21 protein-coding genes are annotated in these 24862 nt (G+C 70.2%); 11 read left to right on the top strand and 10 right to left on the bottom strand.

From position 1 onward, the window contains the following. Nucleotides 1–10: 10 nt before the first annotated feature. Both BIU96_RS15695 and BIU96_RS15690 read right to left on the bottom strand, forming a co-directional pair. Nucleotides 11–1012: an aldo/keto reductase gene (locus BIU96_RS15695; protein WP_071293534.1), complete on the bottom strand. Its 1002-nt coding sequence runs from the start codon at nt 1010–1012 to the stop codon at nt 11–13. 109 nt (nt 1013–1121) lie between these two features. Continuing rightward, complete coding sequence (locus BIU96_RS15690) at nt 1122–2234, bottom strand: 5-methyltetrahydropteroyltriglutamate--homocysteine S-methyltransferase (RefSeq protein ID WP_071293533.1); 1113 nt, start codon at nt 2232–2234, stop codon at nt 1122–1124. A gap of 79 nt (nt 2235–2313) precedes the next feature. Here BIU96_RS15690 and BIU96_RS15685 point away from each other — a divergent pair, with 79 nt between their 5' ends. From BIU96_RS15685 to BIU96_RS15655, 8 genes are all read left to right on the top strand, one after another. Next, nucleotides 2314–3156, top strand: coding sequence for an alpha/beta fold hydrolase (locus BIU96_RS15685; protein WP_071293532.1), 843 nt, complete (start codon nt 2314–2316; stop codon nt 3154–3156). Between the two features lie 105 nt (nt 3157–3261). After that, the gene (locus BIU96_RS15680) at nt 3262–4605 is read left to right on the top strand and encodes an ABC transporter substrate-binding protein (RefSeq protein WP_368072980.1); all 1344 of its coding nucleotides are present in this window, start codon (nt 3262–3264) and stop codon (nt 4603–4605) included. A gap of 29 nt (nt 4606–4634) precedes the next feature. After that, the gene (locus BIU96_RS15675; protein ID WP_071293530.1) at nt 4635–5591 is read left to right on the top strand and encodes a carbohydrate ABC transporter permease; all 957 of its coding nucleotides are present in this window, start codon (nt 4635–4637) and stop codon (nt 5589–5591) included. Then, the gene (locus tag BIU96_RS15670) at nt 5588–6493 is read left to right on the top strand and encodes a carbohydrate ABC transporter permease (RefSeq protein WP_071293529.1); all 906 of its coding nucleotides are present in this window, start codon (nt 5588–5590) and stop codon (nt 6491–6493) included. Before BIU96_RS15675 ends, BIU96_RS15670 begins: the two co-directional genes overlap by 4 nt. Beyond that, nucleotides 6493–8904, top strand: a complete 2412-nt coding sequence (locus BIU96_RS15665) for a glycoside hydrolase family 31 protein (protein WP_083402990.1) — start codon at nt 6493–6495, stop codon at nt 8902–8904. The genes BIU96_RS15670 and BIU96_RS15665 overlap by 1 nt, the downstream gene beginning before the upstream one ends. Before the next feature lie 233 nt (nt 8905–9137). After that, nucleotides 9138–11780, top strand: coding sequence for a class III lanthionine synthetase LanKC (lanKC, locus tag BIU96_RS15660; protein ID WP_139200095.1), 2643 nt, complete (start codon nt 9138–9140; stop codon nt 11778–11780). A gap of 456 nt (nt 11781–12236) precedes the next feature. Further along, nucleotides 12237–12383 carry a SapB/AmfS family lanthipeptide gene (locus BIU96_RS19950; RefSeq protein WP_175477583.1) on the top strand — a complete coding sequence of 49 codons (147 nt, stop codon included), beginning with the start codon at nt 12237–12239 and terminating at the stop codon, nt 12381–12383. After that, complete coding sequence (locus tag BIU96_RS15655; protein WP_139200094.1) at nt 12380–13063, top strand: hypothetical protein; 684 nt, start codon at nt 12380–12382, stop codon at nt 13061–13063. The genes BIU96_RS19950 and BIU96_RS15655 overlap by 4 nt, the downstream gene beginning before the upstream one ends. Before the next feature lie 257 nt (nt 13064–13320). On the opposite strand, the gene BIU96_RS15650 is transcribed toward BIU96_RS15655, so the two are convergent. The 8 genes from BIU96_RS15650 to BIU96_RS15615 all read right to left on the bottom strand — a co-directional run bounded on the left by BIU96_RS15650 (nt 13321) and on the right by BIU96_RS15615 (nt 21846). Beyond that, a complete protein-coding gene (locus BIU96_RS15650; RefSeq protein WP_083402989.1) occupies nt 13321–14346 on the bottom strand; it encodes a LacI family DNA-binding transcriptional regulator in 1026 nt (341 codons plus the stop codon). Between the two features lie 166 nt (nt 14347–14512). Continuing rightward, a complete protein-coding gene (locus BIU96_RS15645) occupies nt 14513–15517 on the bottom strand; it encodes a carbohydrate ABC transporter permease (RefSeq protein ID WP_083402988.1) in 1005 nt (334 codons plus the stop codon). A gap of 2 nt (nt 15518–15519) precedes the next feature. Beyond that, nucleotides 15520–16884: an ABC transporter substrate-binding protein gene (locus BIU96_RS15640; RefSeq protein WP_083402987.1), complete on the bottom strand. Its 1365-nt coding sequence runs from the start codon at nt 16882–16884 to the stop codon at nt 15520–15522. A gap of 38 nt (nt 16885–16922) precedes the next feature. Next, a complete protein-coding gene (locus tag BIU96_RS15635) occupies nt 16923–17810 on the bottom strand; it encodes a carbohydrate ABC transporter permease (protein ID WP_083402986.1) in 888 nt (295 codons plus the stop codon). Between the two features lie 83 nt (nt 17811–17893). Then, entirely contained in the window at nt 17894–18688 is a 795-nt protein-coding gene (locus tag BIU96_RS15630) for a serine hydrolase (RefSeq protein WP_175477582.1), read from the bottom strand. Then, nucleotides 18685–19830 (bottom strand): serine hydrolase, encoded by a 1146-nt coding sequence (locus BIU96_RS15625; protein ID WP_071293524.1) that lies wholly within the window; start codon nt 19828–19830, stop codon nt 18685–18687. The genes BIU96_RS15630 and BIU96_RS15625 overlap by 4 nt, the downstream gene beginning before the upstream one ends. Beyond that, a complete protein-coding gene (locus BIU96_RS15620) occupies nt 19827–20981 on the bottom strand; it encodes an exo-beta-N-acetylmuramidase NamZ domain-containing protein (RefSeq protein ID WP_071293523.1) in 1155 nt (384 codons plus the stop codon). The genes BIU96_RS15625 and BIU96_RS15620 overlap by 4 nt, the downstream gene beginning before the upstream one ends. Before the next feature lies 1 nt (nt 20982). Beyond that, nucleotides 20983–21846 (bottom strand): MurR/RpiR family transcriptional regulator, encoded by an 864-nt coding sequence (locus tag BIU96_RS15615; RefSeq protein WP_083402985.1) that lies wholly within the window; start codon nt 21844–21846, stop codon nt 20983–20985. Between the two features lie 141 nt (nt 21847–21987). Here BIU96_RS15615 and BIU96_RS15610 point away from each other — a divergent pair, with 141 nt between their 5' ends. The 3 genes from BIU96_RS15610 to BIU96_RS15600 are packed head-to-tail and all read left to right on the top strand — an operon-like array spanning nt 21988 to nt 24783. Further along, nucleotides 21988–22935, top strand: a complete 948-nt coding sequence (locus BIU96_RS15610) for an N-acetylglucosamine kinase (RefSeq protein ID WP_071293521.1) — start codon at nt 21988–21990, stop codon at nt 22933–22935. Then, nucleotides 22925–23944, top strand: a complete 1020-nt coding sequence (gene murQ / locus BIU96_RS15605) for an N-acetylmuramic acid 6-phosphate etherase (RefSeq protein WP_083403003.1) — start codon at nt 22925–22927, stop codon at nt 23942–23944. Before BIU96_RS15610 ends, murQ begins: the two co-directional genes overlap by 11 nt. 5 nt (nt 23945–23949) lie before the next feature. After that, a complete protein-coding gene (locus tag BIU96_RS15600; protein WP_175477581.1) occupies nt 23950–24783 on the top strand; it encodes a C40 family peptidase in 834 nt (277 codons plus the stop codon). The last annotated feature ends 79 nt before the right edge of the window (nt 24784–24862 follow it).

Here is a 24862-nt window from a genome sequence, read left to right as displayed (position 1 = left end):
ATGGCCTCGCTCAGCCGCGCGGCACCAGCGCGTCGATGGCGGTGAGTTCCTCGTCCGACAGCGGCGCACCCGACAGCGCGTCGAGCGTGCCGTCCAGCTGCCGCACGCTCGAGGCGCCGACCAGTGCCGAGGTGACCGCGGGCTGGCGGAGCACCCACGTGATCGCGAGCTGCGCGAGGGTCTGCCCGCGCGCCGCCGCGATGTCGTTCAGCGCCCGCGCCGTGGTCAGGTACTCGTCGTCGATGCGCTCAGCGGTGAACCAGCGGCCCTCGGCGGCACGCGACCCGACCGGCACCGAGCCGTCGAGGTAGCGGTCGGTCAGCAGGCCGCCGGCGAGCGGCGAGAACACGATCGCGCCGGTGCCGAGCCGGGTCAGCTCGTCGAAGAGGCCGTCCTCGGGGACGCGGTCGAACATGTTGTAGCGCGGCTGGTTCATGAGCAGGTGGATGTTCTCGGCGGCCAGGGCCTCGGCCGCGGCGCGGGTCTGGGCCGGGTCGTAGTTCGAGATGCCGACGTACAACGCCTTGCCGGACCGGACTGCGGTCACGAGGGCGCTGACCGTCTCCTCGATCGGCGTCTCTGGGTCCGGACGGTGCGAGTAGAAGACGTCGACGTAGTCCAGGCCCATGCGACCGAGGGACTGGTCGAGCGAGGCGAGCATGTACTTGCGGGAGCCCCCGTTGCCGTACGGGCCGGGCCACATGTCGTAGCCGGCCTTCGTCGACACCACGAGTTCGTCGCGGAACGGACGCAGGTCCGACTCGAGGACGCGGCCGAACTGCTCCTCGGCCGCGCCGGGCGGGGGGCCGTAGTTGTTCGCGAGGTCGAAGTGGGTGACCCCGCGGTCGAACGCGTGCAGCAGGATGTCGCGCTGCGTCGTGAGCGCGCGGTCCGTCCCGAAGTTGTTCCAGAGGCCGAGGGAGATCCGCGGCAGCAGCAGGCCGCTCTTCCCCACGCGCTCGTACGGGAGGCGCTCGTAGCGGTCGTCGGCAGGCAGGTGGACGTCAGGCATCGTTGCTCGATCCGGGGTCGGGGACATGGCCGTCGTCGACGCTAGCGGATGACGGACGGGAGGCGCGGTGCGGGCCCGCCCCGCGCCTCCCGTCCGCTCTCGGGTCCGTCTACGACCAGACGCGCCTCGCGATGTCGACCACGCTGCGGACCTTCGCCCACTGCTCGTCCTCGGAGAGGACGTTGCCCTCCTCGGTGGAGGCGAACCCGCACTGCGGGCTGAGCGCGAGCTGCTCGATCGGGGCGTACTCGGCGGCGTCGCGGATGCGCTGCTCGATGACGGCCGGGTCCTCCAGCTCGCCGGTCTTCGAGGTGATGAGCCCGAGTACCACGACCTGCTCACCCGCGGGCAGGAACCGCAGCGGTTCGAAGCCGCCCGCGCGGTCGCTGTCGTACTCCAGGAAGAACCCGTCGTAGCCGGTGTTGCCGAGCAGTTCCTCGGCGACCGGCTCGTACCCGCCGGACGCGATCCACGTCGAGCGGAAGTTGCCGCGGCAGACGTGCGTCGTGACGACGAGGTCCTCCGGACGGCCGTCGAGCACGCGTCGGATGATCGACGAGAACCGCGCGGCGATGCCGTCCGTGTCGATCCCCCGCTCACGCGCCTTCGCCATCTCGGCGTCCGAGCAGGCGTACGCCCAGGCGGTGTCGTCGAGCTGCAGGTACCGCACACCGGCGGCGTACAGCGCGGCGATCGCGTCGCGGTACGCCTGCACCAGGTCCTCGGTGATGGCGTCGCGGTCGGCGTAGTGGTCGGTGCGGATCTGGTCGGCGTCGAGCCGGAAGTCGAAGACCGTCGGCGCCGGGATCGTGAACTTCGCGGTCACGCCACGCTCGGCTGCCTGGGCGACGACGAACGCGGCGTCGGCGACGAAGGGGTGGTCCGCGGGGAACGACACCGGGCCGGTCACGCGCATGCCCTTCGGCGTGGTGGTGACGCCCTGGAACGCGATGCCGTGGTCGAGCTCGACGACCTCGACGCCCGCGAGACCACCCCAGAAGTCGAGGTGCCACCACGCCCGGCGGGCTTCGCCGTCGGTCGCGAGCTGCAACCCCGCTGCCTTCTGGGCGTCCATCAGGGCGCGGATCGCGTCGTCCTCGACGGAGCGGAGCGCGCCGGCGTCGATGCGGCCCTCGGCGACCGCGCTGCGGGCCTCCTTCACGGTGTCGGGGCGGAGGAAGCTGCCGACGACGTCGGCGCGGAACGGCGGGTGCTGGCGCATCCGTCGATGGTACCGGGGCGGAATCAGGTGGTGCGGCTGCGGGCGGACGCCGCCTCGGGCGGGGAGGACCATGGGCGCCATGACGAGTCAGGTCGTGATCGGGCCGTCGGCATCGCTGGCGTACGACACCTCGGGGAGCGGCATCCCGCTCCTCGCCTTCCACGGCGCGTACTCGTCGCGCGTCGAGGTGCGCGGGTTCCTCGAGCCGGTGCTCGCCGACCGAGGTGTCCGTGCGGTGTACGTCGACCTGCCCGGCCACGGCGACTCACGCCCGTCGAGCGGGTTCCGGTCGGCGGAGGACGTGCTCGACGCCGTCGACCGGCTGCTCGACACCGAGGTGCCGCACGGGCCGTTCCTGCTGCTCGGGCACTCCTACGGCGGCCACTTCGCCCGCGCGGTCGCCGCCCGGCACCCGGACCGCGTCGCCGGCCTCGCGCTGATCTGCACGGTCGTGCCCGGCGAGCTGCGTCCGGCCGCGTCCGCGGTGGTGCGGGACGACGGCGTCTCGGCGCAGCTCGACGACGACCGGCGTGCCGAGTACGAGGGATACTTCGTCGTCCGGACCGCGGCGACGCTCGAACGGTTCCGGACCGCCGTCGCGCCCGCGGGCGGCACCGTCGACGACGAGACCCTGGAGCGCGCGATCACGACGGGACCGCACGCCGCCGACCCCGACGCCGTGGTGGTCGACGCGCCCGTGCTCGTGCTGTCCGGCCGCCGCGACCACTGGGTCGGGTGGGAGCGGCAGGAGCGGCTCGGTGACGGCGACGTGTACCCGCACGCCACCGTGGTCACGGTCGCCGATGCGGGGCACGCGCTGCCCCACGAGCGGCCGGGGCTCGTCGGGGCACTCCTCGGCGACTGGCTCGAGCTCGGTGGTCTCGGGATGGCGGACGCGGGGCAGGAGCGCCCGTCGCGATGAGCCCGTCGGGCGCGACCCTGGTACGGACCGCAGCGGCGAGATCGACGCGCACCGCGCCTCCTGTCCGGATTACAACGTTGACTTGCGGTTTCCAGCGCTGTAAACATGACCACGCGCGAGGGAGCGCACGAGGGAGCAGCAATGGTCGGCAGCAGGACAGGAACCATCGGGACGACGCTCGGACGGCGGGGGTTCCTCGCCGGGGCGGCAGGTGGGATCGCACTCGGCACGTTGGCGTTGGCGGGGTGCGCGACACCCGGCCAGGCCGCTGCGGGCGGCACCACGCTGCGTTTCTACGAGCAGAAGCAGGAGGTGATCGCCTACTTCGACAAGCTCCTCCGCCGGTTCGAACGCGAGCACGCCGGCCTCTCCGTGGTCCACGACAGCACCACGGCGATCGCACCGCAGTTCGTCCGCGGACAGCCGGCCGACGTCGGGTGCTTCAACGACAACCTCGAACTCGCCCGCTACGTCGAGCGCGGTGTGCTCCGCGACCTCAGTGGGCTGCCGTCCGCCGATCGGATCCGGCCGAGCATCGCGTCGCTCGGCGACCAGTACGCGAAGTACCCCGGCCGCGTCAGCGTGCTGCCGTACTCGTTGGCCGCAGCCGGTGTCATCTACAACAAGAAGATCTTCGCGGACCACGGCCTGCCGGTCCCGACGACCTGGCACGAGTTCGTCGACGTGTGCACCGAGTTGCAGAAGGCGGGCATCACGCCGGTCTACGCGACCGACCGTGACACGTGGACGCTCTGGCAGGGCCTCTTCGACTACTCGGTGGGCAGCCTCGTCGACACCGGCGAGTTCTTCCGGAAGATGAAGACCATCGGCGCGGACGTCGGGCCGGACTCCGAGGTGTCGTTCGAGAAGACCTTCGCGGTGCCGATGGAACGCGCGAAGACCATCTCGTCGTTCTTCAACCCGGACCACGCGACCCGGTCGTACGCCGACGGCAACCTGGCGTTCGGGCAGGGCAAGGCCGCGATGTACCTGCAGGGGCCGTGGGCGCTCGGGCAGATCGCGCTCATCGACGACAAGCTCGAAGTCGGCACCTTCGCCCTCCCCGTCTCGAACGACCCCGCCGACCGGAAGGCCCGGGTGAACGTCGACCTCGGGCTCTGGATCCCGGAGGCCAGCGGTCACGTCGACCAGGCCCACGAGCTCGTCGAGTTCCTCATGCAGGACGAGGTCATCGACGCGTACAACCGCGACAACCTCGCCTACTCCACCCGGAAGGGCGCACCGCCGCAGACCGACGAGCGACTCGCGGGCCTGCAGCAGTACGTCGACGACGCCGCGTTCTACCAGGGCGCCGGCACCTTCATCCCGACCTCCATCCCGCTCGGCAACTACCTGCAGTCGGCGATCCGGAGCGGTGACTTCACCTCGATGCTGCGGCGACTCGACGCGGACTGGCGGCGGCTCGCTGGCCGGTCGGCGACGGTCTGAGCCCGGCGACCAGGACCCCAGGAGCGATCATGACCATGCAGACCCCTCTCGCTGGCGAGACCGACCAGCCGGCACCCGGCGCGGCCACGGCGGCCACACGCGTGCACCGACGCGTCGGTTCGCTGCACCGCACCGAGCGGATGTACTACTTCTTCGTGGTGCCGGCGCTCGTGCTGTTCACCGCCTTCGTCGTCGCTCCCGCGTGCGTCGGCATCTTCTACAGCTTCACCGACTACCTCGGCTTCGGCGCGTGGCACTTCCTCGGGTTCGAGAACTACAAGGCGCTCGTGTCCGACCCGTCGATCCTCGCGTCGTACGGGTTTACGCTCGGGTTCGCGCTCGTCACGGTCGTCGTCACGCAGGTCATCGCGCTGGCCCTGGCGATCGGCCTGACGAAGAAGGTCAAGTACGCCGCCGGGCTCCGCTCGGTGTTCGTGATCCCGATGGTCGTCTCCGGCATCGTCGTGGCGTACGTCTTCAACTACCTCTTCTCGAACACGCTCCCCGCGTTGGCCACCTCGGTCGGCTTCGGGCCCCTCGAGCAGAGCATCCTGGGCGACCCGAACCTCGCCTGGCTGTCGATCGTGATCGTCTCGGCCTGGCAGACAGTGCCCGGTGCGCTCCTCGTCTACACCGCGGGGCTCACGTCGATCCCGAACGACCTGTACGAGGCGAGCGCGCTCGACGGCGCCGGCGCGTGGAAGCAGCTCCGCTCGATCACGCTGCCGCTCATCAGCGGGTTCATCGTGATCAACACGGTGCTCGGCGTGAAGGGCTACCTCGGCGCGTACGACGTCATCGTCGGCCTGACCGGCGGCGGCCCCGGCACCGCGACGAGCAGCGTCGCGATGACGATCTTCAGCGGCTTCACCGGCGGCGACTACGCCTACCAGATGGCGAACGCGACCGTCTTCTTCATCATCACCGTCCTCATCTCCGTGCTGCAGCTCGCGGCGACCCGTGGAAGGAACCTGCGACTCGCATGACCGCCGTCGACACCCGAACCCAGACCACCGTCCCCAGCGGCCGCGACGACGACGACGACCGGCCGGTCCGTCGGCGCCGGCTCGGCCGACCGAACTGGCCGCTGACGATCCTGCTCGCGGTCGCGTCCCTGACCGTCCTCGTCCCGCTCTACGTGACCGTGGCGATGGCGTTCAAGACGAGCGCGCAGTCGGTCGACGGCAACGCCCTGTCCCTGCCCGCGCCGTTCAACCCGGCGAGCTTCGTCGAGGCGTGGCAGCTGACTCGCTTCCCCGTCTCGTTCTCGGTCTCGGTCGGCGTCGCCGCGCTCACCGTCGTCGCGACGCTGCTCCTCAGCTCGTTCGCCTCGTACGCGATCGTGCGGAACTGGCACAAGCGGTTCTTCCGCTTCTCGTTCGTGTACCTGCTCGCGGCGATGTTCCTGCCGTTCCCGGTCATCGCCCTGCCGCAGATCAAGCTCACCGCGCAGCTCGGCCTCGACAACCCGATCGGCGTCGGGATCCTGCACGCCATGTTCCAACTGTCGTTCAGCGTGCTGCTCTACTCGGCGTACCTCCGGTCCATCCCGGTCGAGCTCGAGGAGAGCGCCCGCATCGACGGGGCGAGCACGTGGCAGATCTTCTGGCAGATCATCCTGCCGCTGCTCGCGCCGATGAACGCCACGGTCGGCATCTTCGCCTTCCTGGCGTCGTGGAACGACTTCATGCTGCCGTCGCTCATCACCGCAGACCCGACGTTGCAGACGCTGCCGGTCGTGCAGAACATCTTCCAGAGCAAGTTCGGCACGAACTACAACGTCGCGTTCGCCTCGTACCTGATGGCGATGGCGCCGACGATCATCGTGTACCTGTTCGCCCAGCGCTGGGTGATCTCGGGTGTGACCCAGGGAGCGGTGAAGAACTGATGGCATCGACCGAGACCCACACCACCGCGGACGTGATCCGCCCCTTCCCAGGGTCGGCCCCCTCCGCCGACCCGGCCGCCACGATCACCGGCGACCACTGGCGGGTCACCGTGCTGGCCGACGGGGTCTTCCGTGTCGAGTGGAGCGACGACGGCGGGTTCGAGGACCGCGCCTCGACGTTCGCGCTCCGGCGCGACCTGCCGGTGCCGTCGTTCACGGTCGAGCGGACCGGCAGCACGGACGCCGCCGGAAGCCCGGACGCCACCGGCACCGACAGCGCCACCGGCGTCGTCGTCACCACCGCCCGCGCCCGCCTGCGCTACGACGGCCGCCCGTTCTCCCCCGGCGGCTTCACCGTCGAGACCCTCGGCCCGGACGCCAACCGGTGGCGCTGGGGCCAGGAGCCCCGCGACCTCGGCGGCACCGGCCGGACGCTCGACGACGTCGACGGCCGCATGCCGCTCGAGTCGGGGATCCTCGCGCGGGACGGCATCACCGTGCTCGACGACTCCGAGTCCTTCCTGTTCGCGGACGACGGCTGGATCGGCACCCGGGTACCCGGCCGCCGCGACGTCACCGTCTTCGCGTACGGCCGCGACTACGACGCCGCCCTGCACGCCTTCCACGCCGTCTCCGGCGCACCGTCGCTCCTGCCGCGGTGGGCGCTCGGCAACTGGTGGAGCCGGTACCACCCGTACACGGACACCGAGTACCTGGCGCTCGTCGACCGGTTCGCCGAGGAGCACCTGCCGTTCTCGGTCGCCGTCATCGACATGGACTGGCACCGGGTGGAATCCGTCCCGGAGCGCTTCGGCAACGGCTGGACCGGCTACTCGTGGGAGCCGTCGCTGTTCCCCGACCCCGCCGGCTTCCTGGGCGAGCTGCACCGTCGCGGGATGCGCACCACGCTGAACCTCCACCCGGCGGACGGGGTGCGTGCGTTCGAGGACGCCTACCCCGCCGTCGCCCGGGCGATGGGAATCGACCCCGCGTCCGAGCAGGCCGTCCCGTTCGACCCGACCGACCCGACGTTCCTCCGGTCGTACTTCGCCGACCTGCACCACCCCCTCGAGGAGCAGGGCGTCGACTTCTGGTGGATCGACTGGCAGCAGGGCCGCACCACGAACCTGCCCGGCGTCGACCCGCTGTGGCTGCTCAACCACTTCCACATGCTCGACTCCGCCCGCGACGGCGCCGCGGGCATGACGTTCTCGCGCTACGCGGGCCCCGGCAGCCACCGCTACGCCGTCGGGTTCTCCGGCGACGCGGTCGTCTCGTGGGCGTCGCTGGCGTTCCAGCCCGAGTTCACCGCGACGGCCGCGAGCATCGGGTACGGCTGGTGGAGTCACGACATCGGCGGCCACACGCGCGGTGTCCGCGACGACGAGCTGGCGACGCGGTGGGTGCAGTTCGGGGTGTTCTCGCCGATCATGCGGCTGCACTCCGCGAACAACCCGTTCATCCGGAAGGAGCCGTGGGCCTTCCCCGCCGAGGCCCGCGACGCGATGGGTGCGGCGCTGCGGTTCCGCCACCGCCTGGTCCCCTACCTCCACACGATGAACCACCGCGCCGCCGCCGGCACCGCGCTGGTCCGGCCGGTCTACCACCTGGAGCCGCACCGCGACGAGGCGTACCGCGTGCCGAACGAGTACGCGTTCGGCAGCGAGCTCCTCGTCGCGCCGATCGTCGAGCCGCGCGACCCGGAGTCACTGCTCGGTCGCGCCCGCGCCTGGCTGCCGCCCGGCACGTGGACGGACGTCTTCACCGGCACCACCTACGCCGGCGACCGCCGGGTCGACCTGCACCGCGGCATCGAGGGCATCCCGGTGCTCCTCCGCGGCGGCGGGATCCTGCCCCTCGCCTCGGAGGACGAGGTCGACGCCACGGCGAACCCGACGTCGCTCGAGGTGCTCGTCGCTCCCGGGGCGTCCGGCTCGTTCACCCTCGTCGAGGACCGTGAGGACGACCCGGACTCGGTCTGCACCACCCGCCTGTCGTGGGATGCCGACGAGTCCGTCTTCCGGGTCCACCCCGCCGAGGGTGACCGCACGTCCGTCCCCGCCCACCGGCACTGGCGGGTCACCTTCCTCGCCGCCCCGGCAGCAGGACAATCGGTGGACGCGCAGGGGGCGGACCGCTTCTCGGTCGACCTCGAGGTCGACACCGCAGCAGGTGCCGCCCTCACCCTGGCCGGTCCACCGTCGGTGGGCGTCGACGCGCGCGACGGCGCACGCCGCCTGCTCGAACGCGCCCAGTCCGGCAACCCGGAGAAGCTCGAGGCGTGGACCGTCGTGGCGCGGGACGCATCCCGCGCCGACCGGATCGCCGAACTCGAGAGCGTCGACCTGCCGGTCGCGCTCCGCTCCGCACTGGTCGAGCTGCTGGGCAGCGTCCACCCCGGTACGAACTGACGGTGTGACGGACTGGAGGCGCGTGGCGGCCCCGCCCCGCGCCTCCAGTCCGATGCCGCGCCGTCTCATGACGAGCACAGCGACCCCGCCTCAATTGAGGCTGCCGGATCGTCATGTCCATCGCCGCTTGCCTGCGGCTGCAATCCACCGCCCAGATCTTAGAACTCTGTTGACACGAAACACGTCCGGTGAAATGTTAACCATCAGACCGATGTTTGGACGAGGGGGACCAGATGGATCTGCGGTACACGCGTTACCTTCAGGGCGACGCGTTCTTCTACGAAGTACCCGAGCGAACAGGCGGTGTCCGGTCGAACTCCTACGACTGGTCGATCGGTGGCTTGCCTGACGGGTGGGTGCGACGTCGTAGCGACGGGTGGACGTTCCTCGCGCCGAGTGACGTGCTGCTGCCGCGACAAGGGTGGAAAGTACACGTGTCCGCAACGGCTGCGGACACCACGCGCACGCTGCGCGACGTCGCACGCTACTGCTTCGCGACCGAGATCCCGTTCAAGTACCTGAGCACGGAAGCGGTGTACCTCGCCGCGAATCAGAAGTACGCCGAGCGTTCCGGGAGCGGGAAGTTCATCACGATCTACCCAGAGGATGACACCGCGACGGAACAGGTCTGTGAGGACCTCGATTCGCTGCTCGGTGGAAGGCCCGGGCCCTACATCCTCAGCGATGTCCGCTTCCGACACGGCCCCGTGTACGTGCGCTACGGAGGCTTTCAGCTAGCCACGGTCCTCAATGAGGCGGGCGCATCCGTTCCTGCCATCACCGCGCCGGACGGCAGCCTCGTTCCCGATGAGCGCAATCCATGGTTCAGCCCGCCGTCATGGCTGGAGCTACCCGGGTTCGTCGCGACCGCTGTGGAGGCGCTTGGCTCCGACGACCGCCCCGACGGCTTCAACTACGACGTCGAAGACGCCTTGCACTTCTCCAACGGAGGCGGTGTCTACAGTGCCAATGATCTCCGAACGGGTGCACGAGTGGTACTCAAGGAGGGCAGGCCGGATGCAGGTATCACCGCCGATGGTCGAGATGCCGCTACGCGGGTGCGTGATGAAGCGGCAGTGCTGCGCCAGCTCGATGGAGCCGGGTACGCGCCGAAGCTCATCGAGACACTGTCGGTGGAAGGCCATGAGTTCCTCGTCGAGGAGTTCATCGCTGGGCGCACCTTGAACAAGAGTTCGGTGGAACGGATGCCGCTGATCAGGGCCGGATCGAGTATCGAGGAACGGCACGTGTACCGAGATTGGGCGATGCCCATCCTGTGGGCGATTCGGAACGCCGTGCACGATCTCCACGCACGAGGTCTGGTGTTCGGCGACGTACATCCGGAGAACATCATCATTACCGACGACAACGCACCGGTCCTGGTGGACTTCGAGATGACGTCCCGAGCGGATGCACCTCCTCCGCCCGTGATGGGAGCTCCGGGGTATGTCCCACCGGATGGTCGGGTGGGTGTCGATGCGGACAACTACGCGCTCGGTGTGCTCCACCTGGCGCTGTTCGTTCCGCTCGGTTCGCTCCTCGCCCTCGACCCGTCGAAAGCACCTCAGCTCCTCGAAACCGTCGTCAAGCAATTCGACCTGGATTCGTCATTCGAGACGACCGTGCTCGATCTCCTCGGCCCAGTCCCCGAATCGGTGGACGGCAGCCACGAACGCCGCGCCGCCCGCAGCGTTGCCCAGACGTGGGACGTGCATACCACGCTCGGACTCGAGGAGGTCCTCAACGCGATCAGCACCGGCATCGCAGACTCCGCGGACTTCAGCCGAGACGATCGCCTCTACCCCGGCGACATCGAACAGTTCCACAGCAATGGCTGGAATCTTGCATGGGGTGCCATCGGTGTTCTCGGCAGCGGCAGCATCAGCAGCGAGCAACTCGCGGCGCGCACCGAACGGTGGATACGGCACTCGATCGCCGAGAGCACAGCACGTGGTACAGCGCCGCTCGGCCTCTTTGATGGCCTCAGCGGGTTGCAGTGCACACAAGCCATGCAGTCTCGCGGTCTCGGTGACTTCACTCGCCGGCTCCAGCAAACCGATCTGGAGCAGCTCGACTCCACCCTCGCTTCGGGGCTCGCCGGCATCGGGCTGGCAAGCCTCGAAGCGCCCGACGACCGCACCACGAAGCGCAGCCGGGAGATCTCCGAGGTCCTCGCACAACGATTGTTCGTCAGCGCACCGAAGACGACGGTCGCAACCGGACAGGGTGGGCTGATGCGTGGCACTTCCGGTGCAGCACTGTTCTGGATACGGCACTTCGAAGTCACCGGCGAATCTGAAGCACTGGACCATGCCGAGCAGGCGATTCGCACCGATGTCGCAGCGCTCGTGGAGTGCCCCGACGGGTCGCTCCAGATGAATGAAGGCTGGCGAGCGGTGCCCTACCTCGGTACCGGGTCAGCAGGCGTCGGCCTTGCGATCGCTCGACTCCTTCAGCACCGCGCTGTTCCTGATCTCACCATTACGCTCGAGCGGATCAACTTCGCCACACACGCGGGGTTCGTCATTCAATCCGGCTGGTGGAACGGCCGCGCCGGGCTGATCGACTTCCAGCTCGCTGTGGCCGAGCCACTCGGCTTGCCCGGCACTGTCGACCATCACGTCGAAGCACTGCAGCAGCACACACTCATCCGCGGGTGCGGCGTGCACTTTCCAAGCGAGCAACTCCTCCGCAGCTCCACCGATCTGCTCACGGGGTCCGCCGGCATCCACCGCGTCCTCCGACGCTACGGACTCTCTCGTGGCCTCCTCGCGGCCGACCCGGTTACCGACCCGCTACAGCTCATCATGCCGACCATCACCAACAGAAAGGACGACCATGCACTACCTCTCGACCTTGCAAGCGCTCCCCGCTGACCAACGATCAGCGGCAGACGGACGCGGCCTGAGCAACGCTTCCTGGGCATACTGCCCCAGCGGCGCAAGCTGGGCATTCTGCTGATGGCCGCCTTCACTCTCAACCTGCAACGCAGCGCTCACACGGACACACCGACTCCCGCAGGGCTCAGCACCAACAGCATCTTCCTCTGCATCAGCTCGAACAGTCTGGTGTGGTGCTGATGCGATACGTCCTCACCCTGCAGAACGCCACGTCCACGAACACCGAGCCGCGATTTCCCAGTACCTGGAGCGTCGCCGCATGCGCCAGTACGTGGAGCGTCGTGGCCTGCTGAGAGGAACCGCCATGCAACCCATCCTGAACTTGCAGCGCACCGCCACGACCGCCGTAAACGTTGAACCTCGGTTCAGCACTGTCAGCGTCGTGGTGTGCGGCAGCAGCCTGTCCCTTTCACTCTGCTAGGAGCTAGATCGATGAAGCACATGCTTGACCTGCAAACCTTCCGGGGCGGTGATGCTGGGCGGGACGAGGCGAATTCCACGCCGACCATCATCGTCAGCACGGTGAGCCTCGCCGTCTGCATCAGCAGCACGCTCAGCGCTGCCCTCTGCACACCATGAACAAGCGGCGGCCCCGGTACAAGTACCCCTGGGTGGGCGCGGCGACCTGGGCCGCCGCTACCACCACCGCGACCCTGATCGCGGTGCGTACTCCACCCGACATCCTCAGCTGGGCACGACAAGGCACTTCACCGACCACGATCCAACGCGACACCCTCGCGGCGGTGGCACCGGCTCTGGTCGGCATCGGTGGACTGATCGTGTTGATCGCGTTCGCAGTGCGCACGGTCCTCACCCAGCGTCTCCCGCTCCTTGCGGTGCCGATCGTGTTCCGCGCTCTTCGAGCCGACGCGGGCATCGTCGTCATCGGCGCGTGCGCGCTCATGATGCTGCAGCTGGTCCAGACCATCACCCCGGACGGGACCCTCACGTCCGAGGACACCGTGATCGCGGTTCGGATCCTCGCGGTCGGATTCGCCGTAGGCGGTGCCCTTTTCGCGATCGGAGTCATTCGCGGGTTCACCAGCCAGCACCCGCACTACGTGCCGCAGCTGGTCGCCGCGGTCGGGATCGCCAGCGCCGGGGTTCTCGGCCTCGCAGCGAGCGCGACCGACAACCTCACCGCGGCAGTCACCACGGCCGCAGTCGCGGCCCTCGCGGCGGCGTTCACCAGCCTCGTGCTTTCCATCCGCACCCTGGCCCGACATGAACGCGGCCGTCCGCCCGGTACACCGCAGTAGACCCGGTATGACTCGCCGGCGTTCTCGGTGCGGACGTCGGCGAGGCCATGCGGTGGGTACCGATCCAGGACGGGAAGCCGCCGAGTGAGATCGCTCCGGGTTCGGTGGAGGGTCTGGTTTCCCGGAGGAGCGGAGCCGGAGCTGCAGGAGCATCCCACGCGGCGCGCAGGCCTGCGCGACGCGGGCCCGCCGATCGTCCGCCTCGCGAACCATCCACTGGACTGGAGGCGCGTGGCGGCCCCGCCCCGCGCCTCCAGTCAGTCGACGGAACCGTCCGCGTACGGTGCGCTCTCCCCCACGACGAGCCGGTGGCCGACGGTGACGAGGCGGCCGGCCGCGTCGTCGCCGTCGATGCGTGCCAGCAGCAGGTCGAGCGCGGACTCGGCGAGGGCGACCGTGTCCGGCGCGACCGAGGTGAGGCTGGGGGCGAGACTCGCGGCCAGGCCGAAGCCGTCCCACCCGACCACCGCGACGTCGGCCGGTGCCTCGAGTCCACGCAGGCGCATCGCCCGCAGCGCGCCGATCGCGGCGAGGTCGTCGCGGCAGAGCAGGGCGTCGACGTCGAGACCGGCGTCGAGGGCCGCGTCGAAGGCGGCCTCGGCGCCCGCCGCGTCGCCGACCTCGCGCGCGACGAGCAGGCCGTCGTCCACGGCGAGGCCAGCGCGTTCCAGGCCGGCGCGGTAGCCCTCGAGCCGGAACGTCGACGTGCGGGACGCCTGCCCGGTCTCGTGTCCGAGGAACCCGATGCGGCGGCGGCCGAGCGCGACGAGGTGGTCCACCGCCTCGGCGGCGGCCGCGACGTTGTCGATCACGACCTGGTCCGAGCACTCCGGACGGAGGTCCTCACCGAGGAACACCACGACGGTGTCGCCGCGGATGCCGTCGATGTACTCCGGGGTGAGCACCTGCGGGTGGATCACGACGCCGTCGACCACACCGGCCTCCCGCCCGCGCACCGCCGAGCGCTCACCGTCCGCCGTGCCGCCCGTCTCCTCGAGGAGCAGCTGGTAGCCGCGGTCTGCGCAGACGCGGGAGAACACGTGCGCGAGTTCGGCGAAGTACGGCCGACGGAGGTCCGGGAACGCGAAGGCGAGCATGTTCGAGCGGCCGGTGGCGAGGCTCCGGCCGGAGACGTTGGGGCGGTAGCCGAGCTCGTCGACGGCGGTCTGCACGCGGTCGCGCATGGCCACGCTGACGTGCCGGTAGCCGCGCACCACGTTCGACACGGTCTTCATCGACACACCGGCGTGGTCCGCGACGTCCTGCAGCGTGACCTTGCCCACGTGGCCACCGTACCGGGCGGGGCGACGCGTCAATCGCGCTCGAGTCGCCCGGGGCTCGGAGACGGCCGGCTGCTCTCACGCCCCCGCGCTCCCGATGCCCGGGTGGTCGGACGCCGGACGAACCACGGATCGGCGGCGGCGCGGTCGGAACCTGCCGTGTCGCGGCTCAGTCCGCAAACCGCTTCTGCAGCCGGAGGAAGATCGCCGAGACACCGACGACGATGACGAACCCGACGACGGCGAGCGCGGTCGCGAGCCCCATCGACTGCGCCGTCGTGCCGAACCCACCGAAGCCGGTCCGGTAGAACAACGTTCCGAGGACGTCGGTCGCGCCGCTCGGCCCGGCCTGACTCCCCTGCATGATGTAGATCAGGTCGAACGTCCCGAACGCGCCGATGAAGTTCATCGTCGTGATGAGGAGGATCGTCGGCCGGATCGACGGGATGAGGACCGACCACAGGACCCGGAACCGTCCGGCGCCGTCGAGCGCGGCGGCGTCGAGCGTGTCCTGCGGCACCTCGGTCAGGGACGCGAGGAACACGAGCACCGGGAACCCCATGCCGACCCATGCCGTGATGACGGCGATGGTCGGCAGCGCGAGCGTCGTCGACCCGAGGAACGGCAGGGCGAGGGCGTCGAGGTGCAGCGCGTGCAGCACCGCGTAGAGCACGCCGCTGTTGGGTTCGAGGTAGATCGTCCAGATGTAGGCGATCGCGACCGGGGGCAGCGTGAACGGCAGCATCATGATGATCGAGTAGCGCTGCGACGCCCGCTCGTTGACGATCAGCATCATGTAGGCGAGCCCGATGCCGAAGACGAGCGTCAGGACCATCGAGATGACGAAGAAGTACAGGTTGTGCCCGATGGCCCGCCAGAACTCCGGGGCGAACGAGGGGTCGAAGAGCGTGAACGCGTAGTTCCCGAGCCCGATGAAGTTCGTGAGCGGGCCGGTGCCGTTCCAGTTGTAGAAGCTGTACCGGACGCCATCGAGGAGCGGGAAGACCACGAAGATCGCGAAGAGGAGGAACGCGGGGGCCACGAAGGCGGCGAGGATCACGACCTGTCGCTTCGGGACCTTCCGGCGGGCGCGCGGTGTGGGCTGCTCCGATGCGGGCGCGGGAGTGGGGACGGACGCGCTGTCCCGCCTCCCGGATGTGGTGGTGGTGGCCATGATCACTTGGCCGTGAAGTACCAGTCGAGCTTGCCGTTGATGTGCTCGGCCGCTTCGTCCGGGGTCATCTTGCCCTCGAGGAGCGGTACGACGACGTCCTGTTCAGCGGTGTACACGCCGGAGGTCGTGGAGATCGTCTTCTTCTTCGTGAGCGACTTCGGATCGGGGTCGGGGGTGTCCATCGGCGAGCGGATCCCGATGATCGGGTCCGCCGCCCGGGTGTCGAACCACTCGGCGGCCTGTCGGCTGAGCGGGTACTTCTTCGGGATCGTCACCCCCGCGATCGGCGAGATCTCCCCGGCGACGTCCGAGAAGGCGTTGCCGAACTTCTTCGTGGCCGTGTAGGCGATGACCTTCTCGGATGCCTTCTCGACCGCCGAGTCGCCGATCTTCGCGTTCATCGAGATGTTGCCGTCGACGTACCAGGTGATCTTCGCCTTCTGGCCGTTCGGCGACGGGACGAGCATCTGCCCGTAGTCGAGATCGGGGTTGACCTGGTCGATCGTCGCCGTGTCGAAGATGCCGTCGATGATGAACGCCGCTTTGCCGAGCGCGAAGGCCGTCTCCTGCTCGTTACCGGCCGAGCCCGTCGCCTGCCAGTTGTCCTGCAGGTACGGTGCGAGGTCCTGGAACGCGGCGAGCGACTTCACGAACTGCGGGTCCGTGTAGTCCGCCTTCTTGTCGGTGATCGCCTGCGCCGTGTCGTTGCTCACCGTCGAAGCGCCGACCGCCTGCAGCTGGAGCGACATCAGCCACTGCTGGACGCCCATCGTGTACATCGGCGTCGTCCCCTTGGACTTGAGCTTCTTCATCGCGGCGGTGAACTGCTTCCAGGTGGTCGGCTTCTCGATGCCGGCGTCCTTGAGGATCTTCTTGTTGTAGAACATCGACATCGTCTGGACGGCGAACGGGACGCCGTAGGTCTTGCCCTCGTACTGCGCCGCTGCGAGCGACGCCGGCTTCATGCCGGAGGTGTCGGCGACGTCGTCGATCGGCTTGATGAGCCCGGCCGCGGCGTACGTCTGCGTGCCGTTGCCGGCGCGGTCGTAGAAGATGTCGGGTCCGCTCCCGCCGTTCATCGCGGTCTTCAGCACCGAGTCGTAGGACGTCGCGGAGATGGACCGGAACTTGATCGTGAGGTCCGTGCCCTCGGCGCGGAGGTTCTTCTGGACGCTCTCCCACAGGGGCTTGTCCTGGGATCGCCACGACCAGACGGACACGGTCGGCCCGCTCGAGCTCCCGCTGTCGTCGCCCGCGGCGGATCCGCCCGCGGAGCACCCGGCGAGGGCGAGGGCGGCTGCGGCGACGGCGCCGACGACCGCGAGGGTCCTGCCGCGACGGTGACGGGTGGTGTGCGTTCGTTGCATGGCTCCGGACGTCCTTTCGGGGTCGGTCGGGGAAGAATTCAGGCCTTGACGCCGCCGCCGACGAGGTTCCGTCGGAACTGTTTCGCGACGAGCAGGAACCCGATGAGGGTCGGCAGGCTGATGATGACGAGACCGGCGAGGAGGAGTTGCCACTCCGTGGAGTGCTCGCCGACGAAGGAGAGGATGCCGACGGGCACGGTCATGCTCGACGGGTCCTGCACGAGGAGCAGCGGCAGGAAGAACTCCTTCCAGGCCGACAGGAACTGGAAGATCGCGACGATGCCGAGCGCCGGACGGATGAGCGGCAGCACGATGTGCCAGTAGATCCGCAGCGGGCCAGCACCGTCCATCACGGCGGCTTCCTGCAGCTCGAACGGGATCGTCCGCATGAAGTTGACGAGGATAAACACGCTGTACGAGATCCCACCGGACGCGAACACGATGACGAGCGAGGTGAGCGTGTTCAGCAGGTGCAGGTTCTTGATGAGGATGAAGATCGGCAGCGCGATGATCTGGATCGGCAGCGCGAGGCCGGACACGAAGAACAAGTAGAGCAGCTGGTTGCCCTTGAACCGGTACCGCGCGATGACGAACGCGGCGAGCGACGAGAACGCGAGGATGGCGGCCACGGTGACGCACGCGACGACGATCGTGTTGACGAGGAACTGGCCGATGTTGCCCTCGTTCCAGGCGTCCGGGTAGTTCTCGACGTGGAACACGTCCGGCCATGAGAGCGGCGTGCCGAGGATGCCGGGGATGTCCTTGAAGGACAGGAACACGACGAACAACAGGGGCAGCAGGACGACGATCGACGCGATGACGAGGACGACGTGGCTCACGACCGGAGCGGGCCCGTTCCGCTGTCCGCGCCGCCGCGCGGGTGCGGCTTCGGCGGGTCGAGCGGGGCGAGTGGGGATGGCGGTCATGAGCGGCATCCTTTCCGTGGTTCTCCGCCTCGGAAGCGAAGTTGTCGGAAGGTTACCTATCGAGACGCAAACGCGTCAATGGTTTACCTGGTCAGGAAACACGATTGCAACACGCTCCCCACGGAACGGATGACCGCATCGCCCTGCGCCTCGTCGAGACCCCGCGTGCAGACCGCCAGGACGGACGCGTCGGCGGCCTCCCCGTCGGTCGCGAACGCCGCGACGTCGTGGACGACCCCGGGGACCCATCCGCTCTTCGATCCCCACCACGAACCCGGCGGCAGCTCTCGAGCGATGTGCGGGAAGCGCTGTCGCGCGAGCACTGCACGTGCGAACTCGGTGCTGACCGCGGAGAGCGCCCGGCCGGCGACCAGTGCGTGCATCGTCCGGGCGAGGTCGGCCGCCGACGTCCGGTTCTCGAGCCCGGCACGCTGCGCCGGCACGTCGCCGAGCTTCCGGGCGACGACCGTCCCGCCGAGGCCGTGCGCTCCGACGGTGTCCGCGATCCGCATCGCGCCGAGCAGGTCGAGGAGCACGTTGGTCGCTTCGTTCGAGGACCGTTCGATCATCATCCCGGCGAGCGCCGCGACCGTCGCCTCGGCTCCGTCCGGCGGGAACTCGGGGTCGGCGTCCTCGGGATCCGGTCGGATCGTGCGGCCCCCGCCCGCTGCCGACGCGGTGGTCGACGACACCGTGACCGACCGGTCGAGCGTGATCGTGCCGTCGTCGACCGCACGGAGCAGGGCGAGGAGCACGACGAGCTTGATCGTGGACGCCGCGGGCAGCACCACGTCGCCGTCCCGCTCGGACACCGAGGTACCCGCCGGATCGAGGAGCACCCAGGCGACGAGCGGCTCGCCGTCGCCGGTCGCACTCACCGGCACGCGAACGCCAGCTCGGCGACCGCACGACGCAGGTCCGTGGTGCCGGATCCGTGCCGCGTCGGATGCACCCGGTTGGTCAGGAGCACGATCGTCAGCCCGGCGTCGCGGTCCACCTGGACCGACGTCCCGGTGAACCCGGTGTGCCCACGCGACCCCCCGCCGGGAGCGCCCATCCACGAGGTCTCACCGACGCGGAGGCCGAGGCTGGCCCCGGTCCCGTCGCCGCGCGGGTCCGCACGCCCGGTGACCGCTGGCAGCTGGTCGTCCCACATCCACCGCGCGGTGACCTCCGTCTCGCCGCGGCGGATGACCTCGCCGAACCGCGCCACGTCGTCGACGTCGGCGAACAGCCCGGCGTTCGCGGTCGCGCCGCCGAGGGACCACGACGACTCGTCGTGCACGTCGCCGCGCACGACGCCGCGGTGCAGCTCCGGCTGGTACTCGGTGCTGACGACGTCGTCCCGCCGCCCGGCATCGGCCGGCCGGTAGAGCGTGCCGGCGAGGCCGAGCGGGACGAGCGTCTCGCGGGACACGAGGTCGGCCCACGACTCGCCGGTCGCGGCCTCCGCCACGAGCATGGCCGTGTTGAACCCGGTGCACGCGTACTCCCAGTGACGGCCTGGAGGCGCGGTGAGCGTCGTGCGCGCCAGATCCGTCCGGAGCAGGGCCCGGTCCGGCAACGGCGACGCCCGGAACGGCGGGGCACCGTCCGGCAGCGCGGCGAGCGCCTGCTCGAACGGCGCTCGCCAGCCGGGCCAGGTCGCCGGGAGGCCGGAGGTGTGGGTCAGCAGGTGCCGGAGTGTGACGGACCGTCGATCCGGGTCGTCCCGGTACTCGGGCAGGTGCTCCGCGATCGGGTCGTCGAGACCGAGCACGCCGGACTCGACCACCCGCAGGAGCGTGTACGCCGAGTACGTCTTCGTCACGGACGCGAGGTCGAAGAGGGCGCCGTCGGCGACCGGGGTCCGCCCCTCGGCCGGGATCGGGGCACCGTCGTCGTCGACGGTCGCGACCGTGCCGCGGACGCTCCGGGCCGCGACGGTCCCGTCGACCACCACGACGGCGGCCGCTGCGGAGGCGACCCCACCGTCCAACGCGACGTCGAGGAGTGTGGTGAGCCGCGCCTCCAGGCTCATACGGCCGCTCGATCGTCACGCGCGTCGGCGAACCCGACCACGTCGTCACCCGCGTCGAGCGCGCGGCGGAGTCGATCGGATCCCCACAGGCGGTCGAGCGGGTGACCGGGCTCGGGTGGGGCATCCGCCGGCTGCGGCCGCACGGCGAACGTGTCCGGGTGCAGCCGTGCGGCGGTCCCGATGATCGCGAGGCCGGTGCGGACCGGGCGGAAGCGATCACGGTCGGTGATGTGGAGGGCGACTCCGCGCACGACCTCCCCCGCGTACTTGTGGAAGGTCGGTCGGAAGCGGGTCTCACGGAGGGCGACACCGGGGAGCTCGAGTTCGCGGAGCGCCGGCACGAACCGGTCGTCGAGCCACGGTGCACCGACGGTCTCGAACGGACGGGTGGTTCCACGTCCCTCGCTGAGGTTCGTCCCTTCGACGAGTCCGGTACCGGGGTAGACGAACGCGGTGTCCGGCGTCGGCAGGTTCGGCGACGGCGTGACCCACGGTCCGCCGTCCCCGCTCCACGGTGCGCGGTCGGCCCACCCGGCGACCTCGACGACGTCGAGTGCCGTGGTGGCTCGGAGCCCGCACGCGCCGGCGGCGACCGCCTGCCGGGCGAGCTCGCCGAGCGTCAGCCCGTGCCGGATCGGGACGTCCACCCGACCGACGAAGCTCGCGAACGCCGGATCGAGGCCGGGGCCCTCCACGAGGGTGCCGCCGATCGGGTTCGGGCGGTCGAGGACGACCACGGGGACGCCGGCACGGTCCGCGGCGACGAGGCAGTCGAGCATCGTCCACGGGTAGGTCCAGAACCGGGTCCCGATGTCCGGCAGGTCGACGAGCAGCAGGTCGATGCCCGACGCGCTGATGCGCTCGGCGAGTCGATCCGGGGCGAGCTCGTACGTGTCGACCACGACCAGGCCGGTGGCGCGGTCGTGGTCGAGGGACTCGGACTCCCCCGCCTGCCCCGTGCCGTGCATGCCGTGCTCCGGTCCGAACAGCAGGGCAAGACGCACCCCGGTGCGCTGCAGGGCGTCGACGGTGCGCTCGAACGCGGCGGTGACCGCGGTGTCGTTCGTGACCAGCCCGACACGGGCGTCCCCGATCACCGACGCGCGGAGCGCCGGGTCGGCGAGCAGTCGGTCGATCGCGGCGACCGGCATGTCACTCGCCGTCGCGGAGCGGTCGGACGGCGGAGTGCGTGCGCCGGATGGCGGAGACGCTCCGGTCGGGGTCGGTGCGGGCGACCCCGACGAAGAGGTAGTCCACGACCGTGAGCTGCGCGATCCGACTCGCCATCGCACCGGAGCGGAACGCGGTCTCACGGACGGCGGTCCGGAGGACGGCGTCGGCGACACCACCGAGCGGCGAGTCCGCGGCGTTCGTGATCGCCACCGTCGTGGCACCGCTGTCGTGCGCCGCACGGAGGAACTCGATCGCCTCACGTGTCCGGCCGCTGTGCGAGAACGCGATCGCGACGCCGCCCGGTCCGAGGAGCGTCGCGGGCACGAGGGCGTCGTGTGCATCCGTGAACGAGAGTGCGGTCCGCCCGACGCGGAGGAGTTTCTGGGCGAGGTCGCGGGCGCCGGCGTTGCTCGCGGACACGCCGAACACGATGACGGTGTCGGCGGTGACGATCCGGTCGATGACGGACTGCAGCACGTCGAGGTCGAGCGACGCCGCCGTCTCCTGGATGCCGACGATCTCGGACCGGCTGATCTTCGCGATCATCTCGGCGAGGGAGTCCGCGTCGGTGATGTCCGAGCCGTACTCACCGACCTGGCCGAACTGGGCGGACTCGGTCGCGAGTTCGGTGGCCATCTGCAACCGCATCGGGGCGTACCCGGTGAACCCGATCGTGCGGCAGAACCGCACGACGCTCGTCTCGCTCGTCGCACAGCTGCGGGCGAGCTCGGTGATGGTCTGCTCGAGCACGATCTGCGGACGCGCGAGGATCGCCTCGGCCACGCGCCGCGTCGAGGGCGGGTAGGTGTCGAGTCTCGACTGGATCGAGGTCCGGATGCTCACCCTGACGACACTATTGGGCGATTCCAGCACGGTCATGGACAACCTCTCCGAGCGCATTCCGAACGGTCGTCATGCTACGGAGCCGGACGTCGTTGCGTCAATGCTTTTCATTGCGTAGGGCAATCAGGTAAATTACCCACCATGCCGCCCGTCGCGCTCGCCGCCCTCGTCGACCTGGGGAAGACGAACTGCCGTGTGCGCGTGGGTGATGCGTTCGTCTCCGGGTCCGGGAGTGCGGGCCTCGCGGAGCGCGATGGCCTCGACGAAGCGCTCGCTGCGATCGCAAGCGTCTTGCCGCCCGACCGGTCGGCCACGTCCGCCGAGGTCCTGTCGCCCGCCGGGCTCGCCGGGTTCGCCGGCGGTGTCGCCATCGGCGCGGCCGGGGCCGCAACGGTGCCCGACCGCGCTCGGGAGCTCGCGCACCGTGTCGCGAGGGCGTACCGCACCCGCGCCGTCGTCACGAGCGACGTCGTGACCGCGCACGCCGGCGCCCTCGGCGGCGCACCGGGAACCGTGCTCGTCGCCGGCACCGGAGCCGTCGCCATCGGGATCGACCAGGACGGACGGGTCCGCCGCGCAGACGGCTCCGGCATCTGGCTCGGCGACGACGGGTCCGGTCGCTGGATCGGGCAGCAGGGCCTCCGGGCGGTACTCCGCGCGCACGACGGCCGCGGACGCGAGACCACCCTCCGCGAGGCCGCGACGTCGCTCACGCCATCGCCCGACACCCTGCCCGCCTTCGTCGGCGGCTCCACCGCACCCGAGCGGACGCTGGCGGCCTTCGCGCCGGTCGTCCTGTCGCACGCAGCCTCCGGCGACGCCGTCGCAGTGGACATCGTCGAACGGGCGATCGGCCACCTCGTCGAGACGGCGAGCGCGGTGTCTTCCGCTGTCCCTGCGCGGACCGTCTCGATCACCGGCGGGCTCGTCGGCCACGACGGGTTCGCGGCGCTCCTCCAGCAGGCGCTCGTCGACGAGGGCTTCCTCGTGGTCGACCCACTCGGCGACGCCCTCGACGGCGCCGCACTCCTCCTCGACAACCCCGATCTCCCCCACGAGAGGCAGGTGTCCCGTGTCGATGCCCCCTGACCCCCACGCCCACCCCTTCGGCTCGCGCGGCGACGACGAGCTCGGTGACGACGAGCTCGGTGACGACGCAGACCTCGACGCCATCGGCGACGAGCTCGAGACCCTCGGCACGGAGGCCGTCGACCAGAGCCGGCGCACCCTCGACCTCCTCGGGACCGCGGAGCTCGTCGCGTCGATGCACGCCGGGAACCGCGCTGCATTCGACGCCGTGGGCCCGGCCCTCCCGGCGATCACCCACGCGGTCGACGCGATCAGCACGCGGATGGCCGGCGGCGGTCGCCTCGTCTACATCGGTGCGGGGACGTCCGGGCGGCTCGGCGTCCTCGACGCGAGTGAGTGCCCACCGACGTTCGGTACCGACCCGTCGCTCGTCATCGGGATCATCGCCGGCGGTGAGCGCGCGATCCGCTCCGCCGTCGAGCGCTCCGAGGACGACCCGGCATCCGGCGCCGCCGACCTCGTCGCAGTCGGGCTGACCGCGCAGGACTCGGTCGTCGGGCTCTCCGCCTCCGGCCGCACGCCGTACGTGCTCGGTGCACTCCGCGTAGCGAACGACATCGGCGCCCTCACCGTGTCCGTCGCCGGCAACGAGCGCTCCCGGACCGGCGCAGAGGCTGCCATCGCGATCGAAGCCGCGGTCGGCGCCGAGTTCATCGCCGGCTCCACCCGCCTGAACGCCGGGACCGCGCAGAAGCTCGTGATCAACATGCTCTCGACGCTGACGATGGTGCGGCTCGGCAAGACCTTCGGCAACGTCATGGTCGACCTCCGTGCGACGAACGCCAAGCTCCTCGCCCGCAGCCGCCGTACCGTCGCCACCGTCACCGGGGTCGACACCGCCACCGCGGCCGCAGCACTGCAGGCGGCGGACGGATCGGTCAAGGAAGCGGTCTTCGCGCTCCTGACCGGGAGCACCCCCGTCACGGCGGCGACCGCACTGGCCGCTGCGGACGGGTACCTGCGGATCGCACTCGATCGGGCAACCTCGTCGACGGGCCTCGCACGATGACGCGCATGCTCGACCTGCTGAACACGTCGACCGTCGTCGACGTCCTCGCGACCGTGCTCTGGAACGCACCGACCGCACCCCGGCCGATCGACGCGGCCGCCGTCTCCGAACGGCCGGACCTGGTCGCGTGGGCGGCGGGACTCGACGACGACGCTCGGCTGGGACTGCTCGACCGTGCCGACACCCACGCCGTCCTCGGGGAACCGGTGATCGTCGTCGCCGAATCGGACGGCTGGGCAGAGGTCCGCCTCCCGCTCCAGCCCTCCTCGAAGCACCGCGACGGCTACCCGGGGTTCCTGCCGACCGCGCACCTGCGAACGCTCGGCGCCCCACGGACCGACCCGGTCGTCGTCCGCAGCGGTCCGCTCCTCGGTGCGATCCTCGAGCGCCGACCCGCAGGCGGGTACCGTGCTCCCGACGGGATCGTCCACGAGCTGGACGCGACCTCGGTCACGTCACTGCTCTCGGAGGAGGCCGTCGACCCCGCTGCCGCGCTGGCGGTCGCGCGCACGTTCACGGGGACGCCGTACCTCTGGGCCGGGAGCTCGGCCGCCGGTGTCGACTGCTCCGGCCTCGTGCACGTGGCGTACCGCGCGCTCGGGGTCGTCGTCCCGCGCGACGCCGACGACCAGGCGGAGGCACTCGAACCCGTCGTGCCGGAGGACGCCCGACCCGGCGACCCGGTGTTCTTCGCGAACGAGCGCGGGATCCACCACGTCGCCCTGGCGACCGGCGGCGGGGCCACGTTCCACGCGCCACGGACGGGACAGCTCGTCGGCGCCGGGCGCTTCGACACGGTCCCGGCGACCGAGACGGTCACCGCAGCGCGCGTCCGCTGACCGAACGCGGGCCGGTCCCGCCCGGCACGCAAACGGACCAGCGACGGGTCACGTCATGCCGGACGGGAGGCTCGTGGCG

This window comes from Curtobacterium sp. MCBA15_008 (genome assembly GCF_001865065.1).
Taxonomy (GTDB): domain Bacteria; phylum Actinomycetota; class Actinomycetes; order Actinomycetales; family Microbacteriaceae; genus Curtobacterium.
This window is presented reverse-complemented; position numbering and strand designations above follow the sequence as displayed.